The organism is Phytoactinopolyspora halophila, from assembly GCF_003287285.1.
In the GTDB taxonomy this organism is placed as follows: Bacteria; Actinomycetota; Actinomycetes; order Jiangellales; family Jiangellaceae; genus Phytoactinopolyspora_A; species Phytoactinopolyspora_A halophila.
Genome location: NZ_QMIG01000005.1, coordinates 65,848 through 79,620 on the forward strand (window position 1 = coordinate 65,848; position 13,773 = coordinate 79,620).

General features: G+C 67.5%; 11 protein-coding genes. 3 read left to right on the forward strand and 8 right to left on the reverse strand.

Annotation, left to right across the window (positions count from 1 at the left end):
• Nucleotides 1-42: 42 nt before the first annotated feature.
• Nucleotides 43-864 (reverse strand): serine hydrolase domain-containing protein, encoded by an 822-nt coding sequence (locus DPM12_RS08015; protein WP_112257792.1) that lies wholly within the window; start codon nucleotides 862-864, stop codon nucleotides 43-45.
• Between the two features lie 71 nt (nucleotides 865-935).
• A complete protein-coding gene (locus DPM12_RS08020) occupies nucleotides 936-2,987 on the reverse strand; it encodes a M3 family metallopeptidase (RefSeq protein WP_211658632.1) in 2,052 nt (683 codons plus the stop codon).
• Nucleotides 2,988-3,275: 288 nt separating this feature from the next.
• Here DPM12_RS08020 and DPM12_RS08025 point away from each other — a divergent pair, with 288 nt between their 5' ends.
• Nucleotides 3,276-3,770 (forward strand): DUF3145 domain-containing protein, encoded by a 495-nt coding sequence (locus DPM12_RS08025; protein WP_164465301.1) that lies wholly within the window; start codon nucleotides 3,276-3,278, stop codon nucleotides 3,768-3,770.
• A 359-nt stretch (nucleotides 3,771-4,129) separates the two neighbouring features.
• Here the strand turns inward: DPM12_RS08025 and fabF are convergent, their stop codons facing one another.
• From fabF to DPM12_RS08050, 5 genes are all read right to left on the reverse strand, one after another.
• Nucleotides 4,130-5,389, reverse strand: coding sequence for a beta-ketoacyl-ACP synthase II (gene fabF / locus DPM12_RS08030; protein WP_112257794.1), 1,260 nt, complete (start codon nucleotides 5,387-5,389; stop codon nucleotides 4,130-4,132).
• 5 nt (nucleotides 5,390-5,394) lie between these two features.
• A complete protein-coding gene (locus tag DPM12_RS08035; RefSeq protein ID WP_112257915.1) occupies nucleotides 5,395-5,640 on the reverse strand; it encodes an acyl carrier protein in 246 nt (81 codons plus the stop codon).
• Nucleotides 5,641-5,732: 92 nt separating this feature from the next.
• A complete protein-coding gene (locus DPM12_RS08040) occupies nucleotides 5,733-6,749 on the reverse strand; it encodes a beta-ketoacyl-ACP synthase III (protein WP_112257795.1) in 1,017 nt (338 codons plus the stop codon).
• Nucleotides 6,746-7,930 (reverse strand): acyltransferase domain-containing protein, encoded by a 1,185-nt coding sequence (locus tag DPM12_RS08045; protein WP_112257796.1) that lies wholly within the window; start codon nucleotides 7,928-7,930, stop codon nucleotides 6,746-6,748. The genes DPM12_RS08040 and DPM12_RS08045 overlap by 4 nt, the downstream gene beginning before the upstream one ends.
• Nucleotides 7,931-8,082: 152 nt before the next feature.
• Nucleotides 8,083-9,258, reverse strand: coding sequence for a PucR family transcriptional regulator (locus tag DPM12_RS08050; protein ID WP_112257916.1), 1,176 nt, complete (start codon nucleotides 9,256-9,258; stop codon nucleotides 8,083-8,085).
• Nucleotides 9,259-9,449: 191 nt separating this feature from the next.
• On the opposite strand from DPM12_RS08050, the gene DPM12_RS08055 reads away from it, so the two are divergent.
• Together DPM12_RS08055 and DPM12_RS08060 are read left to right on the forward strand one after the other, a co-directional pair.
• Nucleotides 9,450-9,938 carry a hypothetical protein gene (locus tag DPM12_RS08055; protein ID WP_112257797.1) on the forward strand — a complete coding sequence of 163 codons (489 nt, stop codon included), beginning with the start codon at nucleotides 9,450-9,452 and terminating at the stop codon, nucleotides 9,936-9,938.
• A gap of 91 nt (nucleotides 9,939-10,029) precedes the next feature.
• A complete protein-coding gene (locus tag DPM12_RS08060) occupies nucleotides 10,030-10,887 on the forward strand; it encodes a pirin family protein (RefSeq protein ID WP_112257917.1) in 858 nt (285 codons plus the stop codon).
• Between the two features lie 135 nt (nucleotides 10,888-11,022).
• Here the strand turns inward: DPM12_RS08060 and aceE are convergent, their stop codons facing one another.
• Complete coding sequence (gene aceE / locus DPM12_RS08065) at nucleotides 11,023-13,770, reverse strand: pyruvate dehydrogenase (acetyl-transferring), homodimeric type (protein ID WP_112257918.1); 2,748 nt, start codon at nucleotides 13,768-13,770, stop codon at nucleotides 11,023-11,025.
• Nucleotides 13,771-13,773: the final 3 nt, after the last annotated feature.

Consider the following 13,773-nt stretch of genomic DNA (forward strand, 5'->3'; position numbering starts at 1 on the left):
GCCGCCGGCGGATTCCGTGGCGGGCTCCGGACCCGGCGACTGTCAGTTCCGGCCGGCGAGCTCGGCCAGCACGGCGTCGGAGAGCGGCGGCCAGACTTCGGCCGCCCACTCGCCGAAGTCACGATCCGTCAGGACGACGCAGGCGGCGTCGGCGTCCGGATCGACCCACAGGAACGTGCCGGATTGGCCGAAGTGCCCGAACGTTCGCGGCGAATTCGACGATCCGGTCCAGTGCGGTTCCTTGCCGTCGCGGATCTCGAATCCCAGCCCCCAGTCGTTCGGCTCCTGCCGGCCGAAGCCCGGCAGCACCCCCGCAAGTCCGGGGAACGCGACCTGGGTGGCCGTGTCCATCGTGGCCGGATGGATCAGTGTCGGGCGCTGGAGCTCCGCCGCGAACCGGATCAGATCGCCGGCTGACGACGACGCGCCGTGCCCGGGAGAGCCTTCGAAGGTCGTCGACGACATGCCGAGGGGCGCGAGCACGGCCTCGCGCACGTAGCTGTCGAAGGCGATTCCGGATCGCTTGGCCAGCTCGTCGGCGAGCTGTTCGAAACCGGCACTGGAGTAGATGCGACGGCTGCCGACGTCGGCAATGGTGGTGTGCTCGTTGAGGTTCAGCCCCGACGCATGCGCCAGCAGGTGGCGGATCGTCGAGCCCGGAGGTCCGGCCGGATCGTCGAGTTCGGCCACACCCTCCTCGACGGCGATCAGGGCGGCATAGGCGGTGATCAGCTTGGTGACGGACGCGAGCGGGAAGACGCGCCCGATATCGCCGTGCGAGCCCGCGACCTGCCCGTCGCCGGACACCACCGTGGCAGCCGCATTCTCAACTGGCCAGGTATCGATCGAACGTAAACTCTCCACACGCCGACCCTATGGCACGTACCGGCGAGGAGACGGGGAGCGGTGTGCGGGACCGGGGATCGGGGGTGCGGTCAGGTTCGGTCGAGCCCGCGGCGTTGCAGCAGTGGCTCGATCCGCGGATCGCGTCCGCGGAACTCGCGGTAGGCCGCCATCTCCTCCGTGCTGCCGCCCCGCGCGAGCAGGGTACGGCGGAAGTGATCACCGTTCTCCCGCGTCAACCCGCCGTTCTCCCTGAACCACTCGACGGTGTCGGCGTCGAGTACCTCGCTCCAGATGTACGAGTAGTACCCGGCGCTGTAGCCACCAGCGAAGATGTGGGCGAAGTACGACGTGCGGTATCGCGGCGGGATGGCCTCGAGCGCCACCCCGGCCCGCTCCAGGGCTGCCGCCTCGAAGGTGAGGACGTCACCGATCTCCGTGTCCGGGCTGATCTCGTGCCAGGCCAGGTCCAGCAACGACGCGGCGAGGTACTCGGTGGTCTTGAAGCCCTGATCCCAGATCTGGGAGTCGACGATCCGCTGGACCGTTTCCTGCGGCAACGGCTCCCCTGTTTGATGGTGCCGGGCGTAGTTGGCCAGGACGTCGGGCCAGGTCGCCCACATCTCGTTGACCTGTGAAGGGAACTCGACGAAATCGCGCCGGACCTCGGGAGCGGAGAACGTTGGATACCGCACCTCGGAGAACAAGCCGTGCAGCGCATGGCCGAACTCGTGGAACAGCGTCTTGACTTCGTGGAAGGCCAGCAGCGTCGGCTCGCCGTCGGGAACCTTGGTGATGTTGAGATTGTTGACGACGACGGGCTTGGTGCCCATCAGCGACGACTGCTTGACCAGAAGGTCCATCCAGGCGCCCCCGCGCTTGGAGGCGCGAGTGTAGAAATCACCGAGGAAGAGGCCCAGTGGTGTGCCGTCGGCGTCGAAGACCTCGAAGACGCGGACGTCGGGGTGGTAGCCGACGAGGTCGGTACGTTCGACGATGTCGATCCCGTACAGGCGGTGCGCGGCGTGGAACACGCCGTCGTGGAGCACGCGCTCCAGCTCGAAGTAGGGCCGCAGCTCGGCCTCGTCGACGTCGTAGGTGCTGCGGCGCACCCGTTCGGAGTAGAAGGACCAATCCCAGGCGCGTAGTTCGACGGATTTCCCGGTGGGTGTGTCGGCGTCGAGCGCCTTCTGCAGTTCTGCCGCCTCGGCGTGGGCATTGGCAATCGCCGCCGGGATGAGTTCGGACAGCAGCTCGTACACTGCGGCGGGCGACCCGGCCGTGCTGTCTTCCAGGGCGTAGCACGCGTGGCTCGAATAGCCGAGTAGCGCGGCACGTTCGGCACGCAGCCGTGCCATGCGGGCGACGATCCCGGTGGTGTCGTGCTCGTCACCCTTGTTGCCGCGGCTGATGGAGGCGGTGTGGATGCGTTCGCGCAGCTCCCGGCTGGTGAGTGAGTGCAGTGCGGGCTGCGCGGTCGGCAGGTTGAGGGTGATGACATACGCGCCGTCGTGCCCACGTTCCCGGGCTGTCTGCGCTGCAGCGGCGATGGCGTCCCCGGACAGGCCGTCGAGCTGCTCGACATCGTCGACGACGACGGCGGATTCGTTCGTGTCTGCCATCAGTTTCTGCTGGAACGTCGTGGATAGCGAGGAGAGCTCTTCGTTGATCTCTTTCAGCCGGGCCTGCTGGCCCGGTTCGAGGCCGGCCCCGGCACGGGTGAATTCCAGATGGGTGCGTTCGAGGAGCCGCTGAGATTCCGGATCGAGTTCCTCTCCGGCGTCGTGCACGGCTTTGATGCGCGCGAAGAGATCCGGATCGAGCATGATCGCGTCGTGGTGTGCGGAAAGCTTCGGGGAGATCTCGGCCTCGATCTCTTGCACAGTCTCGTCTGCGTCGGCCGCGGTCTGGTTGAAAAAGGCCAACGACACCCGTTCGAGTAGCTGTCCGCTGCGTTCGAGAGCAACGATCGTGTTCTCGAATGTTGGCGGTTCTGGATTCGCCGTGATGGCCCGGATCTCGGCCCGCTGATCGGCCATACCCTGCTCGAATGCCGGCCGATAATGCGCCGCGTCGATCCGTTCGAAATCCGGTAGCTGGTATGGCAGCTCGCTCGGGGTGAAGAACGGGTTGTCCGTTGTCACAAAGATCTCCTCGAGTTTCCGGTGTGCCGCGCCCACGACACCTTTCGCGCGGCGCATCCTATCGACATTTCGACGACGACGGGGGTGGGTGGTGCGGCGTCGTTTCGTCCTGAGTTGCCGCATTTCAGATGGTATCGGTGGTGGTCGTATCGCGTTCACCTCGTGTTCGATGAGCCACGTGCATGGCACAGCGTCGCAGTGTGGTGCACAATGGGACTGGTTCACCGATCCTTCGATAGTGGAACGAGGCCGCAGGGGAAGGCGTCCCTCGACCAACAGGAGGATCCGGTGACAACACGTGGCGTCTTGTACGTCCACGCCGCTACGTCGGCGTTGTGCCCGCATGTCGAATGGGCAGTCGCCGGCGTTCTTGGTGTGCGCGTGAGCCTCGATTGGACACCTCAGCCTGCCCAGCCGCGGGCGTATCGGGCCGAGCTGTCCTGGCAGGGCCAGGCGGGTACCGGCGCGCGTATCGCGTCGGCACTGCGGGGATGGCTGCATCTCCGGTTCGAGGTCACGGAAGAGCCCAGCCCGGGCAACGAGGGCGCTCGTTATGCCTACACGCCGAATCTCGGCATCTTCCATGCGATGATGGGCGTACATGGCGACATCATGATCCCGGAAGATCGGATCAAATCAGCGGTTGTCAAGGCAGCGGCCGGTGAGATCGACCTCGAAGCCGAGATGTGCCGGCTCGTCGGCCAACCATGGGACGACGAGCTTGAGCCATTCCGGTACGCCGGCGACGGAGCCCCGGTCCGATGGCTTCACCAGGTCGTGTAGGGCTGGTCGAAAAATTTGCTGTCAAGGTCTTCACAGATATCGCTATGACGTGTATGGTCACAGCCAGATAACGCCCCCTTAAGCGTGGCCGCTCCGGCACCGGTGATTTCCCCGGCCCGGTGATCCGGGACACAGCGGCCTCACCACTTGTGTGGCCCGGCTCCCCAGAAACTGGGTAGAAGCCGGGCCACGTGCTTGTGCGGCCGCTCCGTGGGCTGCACGGGGATGATTACACGGGGATGTTGCCGTGCTGGCCGTGCTTGCCGCGCTGCCCCAGCGCCTCGGCGATGGCCCGGTGGTGACGGCGGTGCTCATCACGGTCTTCTAGGCGTGAAGGGCAGCGAGCATGGCGATAGTCGTCAGGGCCTGTCGAAGGCGAGGACGACGTTGTGCCCCCCGAAGCCGAACGAGTTGCTCATCGCAGCGTCCGGTCCGCCGTCCAGCTTGCGTGGCTCTCCGCGGATGACGTCGAGCTGGATCTCCTCGTCGAGATTGTCGATGTTGATCGTGGGCGGCGCGAGCCGGTGATGCATGGACAGGATGGTCACGAGCGCCTCGACCGCCCCGGTGCCACCGAGCAGGTGGCCGACCATCGACTTCGGCGCCGTGACGGGAACGTTGGAGATGGCTTCCCCGAAGACCTTGCGCAGCGCCACGGACTCGGCGGCGTCGCCTACCGGTGTCGAGGTCGCGTGGCAGTTGATGTGCCCGATCTCAGTCGGGTCGAGCCCGGCGCTCTCCAGTGCCTTGCGGATCGCGGACACCACGCCGGTGCCGTCCGGTTCGGGTTGCGCGATGTGATGGGCGTCGGCGCTCATTCCCACGCCGGCGAGCTCCGCGTATATGCGCGCGCCCCGGGCGTGCGCGTGCTCGGCAGATTCGAGAACGAGGAGCGCTCCTCCCTCGCCCAGCACGAATCCATCGCGGTCGCGGTCGAAGGGCCGGCTGGCCCGCTCGGGCTCGTCGTTGCGCTTCGACAGCGCCATCATCTTCGCGAATGCCGCGATCGGCAGCGGATGGATGACGGCTTCGATCCCGCCAGCGACGACGACGTCGGCGCGGCCGGAGCGGATCATGTCCGAACCGTGAGCGATCGCCTCGGCGCCCGACGAGCACGCGCTCACGGGGGCGTGGACACCGGCGCGCGCGTCGAACTCGAGGCCGACATTCGCGGCCGAGCTGTTCGGCATGAGCATCGGGATCGCGAGCGGCGAGACCTTGCCCGGACCGACGTCACGCAGCAGATCGTAGTTGGACAGCAGGGTGTGCAACCCGCCGATACCGGAGGCACACACGACGCCGAGACGATCCGGATCGATCCCGGCGTCGCCGGCCTTACCCTCGAATCCGGCATCCGTCCATGCCTCGCGTCCGGCGACCACCGCGAACTGGGCCGAGCGGTCGAGGCGGCGAGCCTGGACGCGGGGGAGGGCCCCGGCGGGGTCGACGGCTGCCGGCGCGCCGAAACGCACCGGCATGTCCGCCACCCACTCCTCGGTCAGAGGCCGCACGCCGTTCTGCCCGGCGAGCAGAGCTTCCCAGGTCGACGCGACATCGCCCCCGACAGGCGTACTCGCGCCGAGCCCGGTGACGACGACAGGTGCCTGGGAACGTGTCATGAGTATCAGGACCCCGCTTTCTCGATGTAGGACACGGCGTCGCTGACGGTGGCGAGGTTCTGGACCTCGTCCTCGGGGATCTTCACCCCGAACTTCTCCTCGGCGGCGACAACCACTTCGATCATGGACAGCGAGTCGATGTCGAGATCGTCAGTGAACGACTTCTCCATCTGGACGTCGTCGGCAGGCACGCCGGTGATCTCGTTGACGATCTCGGCAAGGCCGCTGCGGATCTCTTCTGTACTAGCCATCGGTTCCGGTTCTCCTCTGCGGTTGACATGTTGTTCGAGTGCCGGGCGCACACCGTCGGGCGACACGGCCGTTGGTCAGAGTACGCGGGACATCATGGCATGCGGATCACCTGGGCTGCGTAGACGAGACCGGCGCCGAAGCCGATCACGAGCGCCAGATCGCCGCTGGTGGCGTCGCCGGTCTCCAGCATGCGTTCGAGAGCGAGCGGGATCGATGCCGCCGACGTGTTGCCCTGCTGGGCGATGTCGCGGGCGATCGCGACCCGGTCCGGGAGCATCAGCGCGTTGGCCATGGCGTCCGTGATACGCATGTTCGCCTGATGGGGAGCGAAGACGTCGAGTTCTTCGACACTCACGCCGGCCGCGTCGAGTGCCTGCCGGGCCACCTTCGCCATCTCGTACGAGGCCCAGCGGAAGACCGGGTTTCCTTCCATGATCAGATGCGGCATCCGCGGGCCGTCGGGACCGAACATGGCGTCGCGCCACTCCTCACGCTGCGTGATGAGCGTCTGGTGCTCGCCCTCCGAGCCCCAGACGACGGGGCCGATGCCCTGCTCGTCCTCGCTGTCGGCCGGGCCGACGACGACCGCTCCCGCACCGTCGGCGAAGAGGAACGCCGTCGAACGGTCGTACGGGTCGGTGAGGTCGGACAGCCGCTCGACGCCGATGACCACGACGTGCCGGGCCGTGCCGCCACGCACCATGTCCGAGGCGAGCGAGAGGCCGTAGCAGAAGCCGGCGCATGCCGCGGAGATGTCGAACGCGGCCGCATGGCCCGTGCCGAGTTTGTGCGCGATCTCCACCGCGGCCGCCGGGGTCTGGTAGAGGTGGGTCACCGTAGAGACGATCACGCAGTCCACCTGTTCGGGCCGGATGCCGGCGTCGGCGAGCGCCTTGCCGGCTGCGGAGACGCTCATCGCCACGACGGTCTCCTCGTCGGTGGCCCAGCGCCTGCGCTCGATCCCGGAGCGGGTGCGGATCCACTCGTCGGATGAATCGATGTTCTGAATGATCTCGTCGTTGGTGATGACCCGGCTGGGGCGGTACCCGCCCAGGCCAAGAATCCGACTCGGCCGGAGGGTTGTTGGACCCGTGATCGAACCAGTCATGCTGTCACCGCCTCGGGATGCAACCGGACCAGCGGCTGCCCGGGCGCCACCGGATCTCCGTCTTCTACCAGCCATTCCAGCACGGTGCCGCCGTGTGTGGCACGAATCTCCTGCGAATCACGACGGGACGTGACCGTGCCGACCGCCTCGCCGGGCGCGAGTTCGGCCCCGACGTCTACCGCTGCCGTGGCGAAGGTGCCCTTCATGGGGGCCACCACCAGACGCCAGGTGGGGCTGGCGGACATGGGGCTCGGCGTGCCGTGCCGCTCTACGAACTGCCGGGCGTCGTCGAGCTGGTCGGGAGTCTTGAGCGCGAACGTTTCGACGTCGGGAAGCGCGCGGCGGGCGAGGCCGGTGAGAGTTCCGGCCGGTGGCATTTCGAGGACCCCGGTGACACCGAGATCGGCCATGGTCGACTGGCACAGGTCCCAGCGCACCGGGCGCGATATCTGCTCGACGATCCGGTTGAGCACCTCGCGGCCGTCATGAACGACCAAGCCGTCCCGGTTGGAAATGACGAGGGTCCGCGGCTCGCGGGTGCTGATGGCGCTGGCATAGGCGCGCAGCTTATCGACCCCCGGTTCCATGTGTTCCGTGTGGAAGGCCCCGGCCACGGACAGCGGCCGCAGCCGTGCACCCTCGGGTGGGTTCTCGGCCAACGCGGCTAGCTGGTCGGTGGTCCCGGCAGCGACAACCTGCCCGGCCCCGTTGATATTCGCGGGAGTGAGCCCGCGACTCTCGAGGACCTGGACCACGTCGTCGACGTCGCCGCCGAGGACCGCCGTCATGCCGGTAGGTGTCGTGGCCGCCGCGTCAGCCATGGCCCGGCCTCGCTCGCGGACGAACACCATCGCCTGCTCTGCGGTGATGACGCGAGCACCGGCGGCTGCCGTGATCTCGCCGACGCTGTGCCCGGCAACGGCGCCGACCGTGGCGAACGCGTCAGCGGGATGGGGAAACAGCTCGATGGCGGCAACCAGGCCCGCCGCGACGAGCAACGGCTGGGCGATCGCCGTGTCCCGGATCGTGTCGGCGTCGGCCTCGGTGCCGTAGTGCGCCAGATCGAGCCCGGCGACGGCCGAGAGCCACTCGATCCGGTTCGCAAACGACGGCTCTTCCAGCCACGGCGTGAGAAAGCCGGGAGCCTGGGAACCCTGGCCGGGCGCGACGATGACCAACACACTTACAACCCTGCTGGTTACCGGGACGTAGAGGGGGCGGCCCGCGTAACAAGGTCGTCCAATGAACTTTGGACGATTCCCACAAAGGGATAGTGAAAGTGTGGTGAAGAAGGATCGTGAGGTGCGTTACATGATGCTAGCGCGCATGATCGTCAGTCAACCTGCGGAGAATCGAGCCGGCCGAGCGTGAGCGCGAGCCGCAGGGTGAAGGCGTCGCGCGGCTCTGTCGGAGTCAGGCCGGCCACGTCGGTGACCCGGCGCAGGCGATACCGGACCGTGTTCGGATGCACGAACAGCAGGCGCGCCGCCGCCTCGACCGACGCGCCCGACTCGAGGTAGGCCGCCAGGGTCTCCAGGATCACCGGACCGGCCTCGGCCACGGGCACGTACACCTCGTTCACCAGTTCCTGGGCCGCGTGCTGGTCTCCGGCCAGGGCGCGCTCGGGCAACAGCGCGGAAGCGGGCGCGGGCCGCGGCGCGTCGGGCCAGCCCCGGGCCGCGAGCAGCGCGGACACCGCGGCACGCGCCGAGACGTCGGCGGATACGAGATCGGGAACCAGAGGTCCCACCACGACCGGGCCGGTTCCGAAGTGCGACACCAGACAGCTCGCGGCCTTAACCGGGTCCTCGACGTGGCCGAGGACGGCGACGAGCCGATCACCCTGCACCCCGGTCAGGACGTCGTAGCCGGCCTTGCGGGCGCTACGCCGGATGTCATCGACGGTGTTGTCGATATCGGCAGGCGGCCTTCCGATCGCCACCGTGACACCACTCTGCGCCGTCCAGCCCAGTGCGGACGCCCGGGAGCGGACACCCTCGTCCACCTCGCCTCGAAGGAGGGAGTCGATGACGGTGGCCTCGAGCCGCGCGTCCCATGAGCCTCGGGCTTCCGCGTACCGTGCGTACACGTGTGCCGCCGAGAACGCCACCTCGCGGGAGTATCGCAGGACACCCTCCAGGACGGCGGGCGCGTCGTCCTCACCGACCTCGTGCGCCACGTTGTCCTCCACCACCTCGATAGTGAGCCGCACGATTTCGACCGCCTGCTGCAGGCTGATCGAGCGGATGAGGTCGCGCGGAGCGGTACCGAAGACGTCGGCGGTAGGGGTGGGCCGTGACGGCTCCGGGTTGCGGTACCAGTCCACGAAGGCGGCGATTCCCGCCTGGATCACCAGACCGACCCACGAGCGCTGCTCGGGTGGCATGCCCCGGTACCAGGGAAGCTCGTCTTCCATGCGGGTGATGGCCGCCGTCGCCAGCTTCCCCGTCGCCCGTTCGAGGATGCGGACCGTCCGTTCGTGGCGCTTCGTGTCGCGACGTGGAGACATGTTCGGCAGCGTACGTGGCAGCTGATCGCTGCCGGTAACCCGCGCTCGCACCGCGCGTGCCGGCACGTTCTCACCGATATGGAATATTCCTGCGTAATGCCGGAAATGCCGCCGTACGCGGGACGAATGGATCTATGGAGCTCCGGTGAAGGGGTAGGAACAGCGCGGCGTGGACGCTAGGCTGGCACTCCATGTCCACCTCGGTGCCTCCGGGACGGCGTGCCGACGAACCGACCCTCGACGCGCTCGGGGCCGAGCTTCGCTGGATACTCCTGGTGTTGGCCACGAGTGCGGTGCTGATGAGCATGATCGTGCTCCTGATGTACACCGAACCTGGCGCGCCCTGGGGTGCGGTCGTCACCGCCGTGGTGGGCTGTGCGCTTGCCGCCACGGCATGGCTCATTCCCCGCCGGCGGCTCGCTCCGATGGAACCCGGCGGGCGTGCCGAGCCGCTCGCGTCGGCGCGGACGTTGCGATCGCTCGGGATCCTGGTCATGGTCGTGACCGAGGTTCCCGCCGTCGTCGGGATCGTCGCCAGTGTGCTGGCTGCCGGGTGGTTGCCGGCGTTCGTCGGCGGGGTCCTCGCGACCGGCGCCATGCTGCTGCTCGGGCCGACCAAGATGCGTCTGTCCGCCTGGAAGGACTGTCTCGAGGCGAGCGGGGCACGAACCGGCCTGTAGCAGGCATCCCGGCCAGCGGGCGTCCCGGCGAGCTGGGCGGCGAGGCCCGGGCGGGGTCGGGGAGACTGTCACCGTGGCTGACTATGCGATCATGCGCGGCGCGAACCGGTTCGTGAGCACCGAGCCGGGCGTGACCTCACGGCACTCGTTCTCGTTCGGCCAGCACTACGACCCCGAGAACATCGGGTTCGGCTTGCTGGTAATGAACAACGACGATCTCCTGCAGCCGGGCGCGGGGTACGGGACGCATCCGCACCGGGACGTGGAGATCGTGACGTGGGTGCTCGACGGCGCGCTCGTCCATCGAGATTCCACCGGTGCTGGGGGCGTGGTCTACCCGGGCCTGGCGCAACGGCTCAGTGCGGGGCGGGGAGTGCGGCATTCGGAATTCAACGACACCGGCTCGGCCGGGGACGTGCAAGGCAAGGAGTCCCCGCTGCGTTTCGTCCAGATGTGGGTTCCCCCGGACGAGTGGGGCAGGGAGCCGTCATATGCGCAGTGTGACGTCACACCGGAACTGACGGCGGGCGGGCTGGTTACCGTCGCGAGTGGCATGCGGCGCCACTTCGGAGCCGCCGCGATCGGGCTCGGACAGTCTGCCGCGGCGATGCACGTCGCTCGTGTCGGGGTGCACGCGGGGCGCCACGGCCAGACGCTGCCCGGCAGCGAGGGCCGGGGAGACGGCGAGGCGAGTCCCGGCAGCGCGAGACAGCCCGGACAGTCCGCGAGCGTCGGCCGGCCGGACAGCGTGGTGCTCCCCGGTGCCCCGTACGTGCACGTCTACGTCACCCGCGGATCGGTGCACGTCGAAGAGATTGGCGAGCTCGGCGAGGGCGACGCCGTGCGAATCACGGACGAAGGTGGGCGCCGGATCTCGGCGACACGGGACGCCGAGATCATCGCGTGGGAAATGCACGCCGACGTCCACGCTGGCCCACCCACCCAGTGAGCTCGGTGCCGGGCGGGGCGCGGCGCCGCCTGTGACGGCTGCAGGAACCGACATTGTCGTGGTGATGGCCTCGACAATGTCGGTTTCTTGTCGGTTCCTTGAGGCCGATGTTCGTCGGGAACGGGCGCCGCCGGCCTAAGACTCTCCGCCAGCCTCCACGGCCGTAGTGGCGGTGACGTCATCGAGCTTGTACTTCTCGTGTGCCTTCGCCACGACGTCCCAGGAGATCTCGCCACGCCGTGCCAGCAGGGTGAGCACGTTCACGACGATCGACTGGGCGTCGATCTTGAAGTGCCGCCGCAGCGCCCCGCGCGTGTCGGACAGGCCGAACCCGTCGGTTCCCAGCGACGCCCAGTCGCGCGGGACGTACGGGGCGATCTGGTCCTGCACGGCGCGCATGTAGTCGCTGACACCGACGACGGGACCGGGCGTCTCGTTGAGCCGTTGCGTGACGTAGGGCGTGCGGGGCTGCTGGTCCGGGTGCATGAGATTCCACTCGTCGCACTCGACGGCTTCCCGGCGTAGCTCGTTCCAGGACGTGACTGACCATACGTCGGCGGCGATCTCCCACTCGTCGGCGAGGAGCTGCTGGGCCTCGAGTGCCCAATTGACCGCGACGCCGGAGGCGAGGATCTGGGCATGCGGGACCCGATCTCCCGGTGCGACCTCCATCGGCTTGTACAGGTACATCCCCTTGAGCAGGCCGTCGACGTCCAGGTCCTCCGGCTCCGGTGGCTGCAGGTACGGCTCGTTGTAGACGGTGAGGTAGTAGAAGATGTTTTCCGGATCGTCGCCGTACATCCGGCGCAGACCGTCGCGGACGATGTGACCGATCTCGAACGCCCACGCCGGGTCGTAGTGCACGACCGCCGGATTGGTGGAGGCCAGCAGCACCGAGTGCCCGTCCTCGTGCTGTAGCCCCTCGCCGTTGAGCGTGGTCCGTCCGGCGGTCGCCCCGAGCATGAAGCCACGGGCCATCTGGTCGCCCGCTGCCCACAGGCCGTCGCCGGTGCGCTGGAAACCGAACATCGAGTAGAAGATGTAGACGGGAATCATCGGTTCGCCATGCGTGGCGTACGACGTCCCGGCGGCGGTCCACGACGCGACGGAGCCCGCCTCGTTGATTCCCTCGTGCAGGATCTGGCCGTCGGAGGCCTCCTTGTAGGAGAGGAACAGCTCGCGATCCACCGACGTGTAGTTCTGCCCGTGCGGCGAGTAGATCTTCAGTGTCGGAAAGAGCGAGTCCATACCGAACGTACGGGCCTCGTCCGGGATGATCGGCACGATCCGGTGGCCGATCTCGGGATCCTTCAGCAGATCCTTGAGCAGCCGGACGAACGCCATCGTCGTGGCGACGGGCTGCTTGCCCGAGCCCCGCTGGGTGACCTCGTACACCTTGTCGCCCGGAAGCACCAGCGGCCGGTTCTTGACCCGCCGCTCGGGCAGGAAACCGCCGAGCTTGGAGCGGCGATCCATCATGTAGGCGTACTCGTCGGAGTTCGTGCCCGGGTGGAAGTAGGGCGGGTGGTAGACGTCCTCCAGGGAGGAATCCGGGATGTCCATGTAGAGGCGGTCACGGAACGATTTGAGATCGTCGCCGGTCAGCTTCTTCATCTGGTGAGTGGCGTTGCGGGACTCGAAGTGCGAGCCCAGCGTCCATCCCTTGATGGTCTTGGCCAGGATGACGGTTGGCTGGCCGGTGTGCTCCATCGCGGCCCGGTAGGCAGCGTACAGCTTCTGATAATCGTGCCCGCCGCGTTTGAGTCCCCAGATCTCTTCGTCACTGAGGCCCTCGACCATCTTCGCGGTGCGCGGATCGCGGCCGAAGAAGTGCTCGCGAACGTAGGCGCCGGACTCCGCCTTGTACGTCTGATAGTCGCCATCCGGCGTCGTGTTCATCAGGTTGACGAGGGCGCCCTCGGTGTCGGCTGCGAGCAGGGGATCCCACTCGCGGCCCCAGATCACCTTGATGACGTTCCACCCGGCACCCCGGAACAGCGCCTCCAGCTCCTGGATGATCTTTCCGTTCCCACGTACCGGGCCGTCCAGGCGTTGCAAGTTGCAGTTGACGACGAAGGTGAGGTTGTCCAGTTCCTCCCGTGCAGCGACGCCGAGCGCGCCGACGGTCTCGGGTTCGTCCATCTCGCCGTCACCCAGGAAGGCCCACACGTGCTGCTGGCTGGTGTCGCTGATGCCGCGATTGTGCAGGTAGCGATTGAACCGGGCCTGGAAGATCGCACCGATGGGGCCGAGGCCCATGGAGACGGTGGGGAATTCCCAGAACTCCGGCATCAGCCGCGGGTGCGGGTACGACGGCAGGCCGCCCCCCGCGCCGGCATGCGAGAGCTCCTGCCGGAAGCCGTCGAGTTGCTGCTCGTCGAGCCTGCCTTCCATGTAGGCGCGGGCGTACATGCCGGGGGAGGCGTGACCCTGGAAGAAGATGTGGTCACCGCCGCCGGGATGGTCCTTGCCCCGGAAGAAATGGTTGTATCCGACCTCGTAGAGGCTGGCCGACGACGCGTAGGTGGAGATGTGCCCGCCCACGCCGATGTCCGGACGCTGGGCGCGCTGGACCATCATCGCGGCATTCCAGCGGATGTACGCGCGTATCCGTCGCTCGATGTACTCGTCACCGGGGAACTCCGGCTCCGCCTCGGGCGGGATGGTGTTGATGTAGTCGGTGTTGCGCAGGCTCGGCACACCGACCTGGCGCTCGGTGGCCCGCTGGAGCAGCCGGAGCATGAGATACCGAGCCCGGTGCCGGCCGCCGTGCTCGATCGCGGCGTCCAGCGATTCCAGCCACTCCTGCGTCTCCTCGACGTCGACGTCTGGAAGTTGGCTCGGAAGGCCGTTGATGATGATCGGGGAGCGGTCTGCAGCCACGAC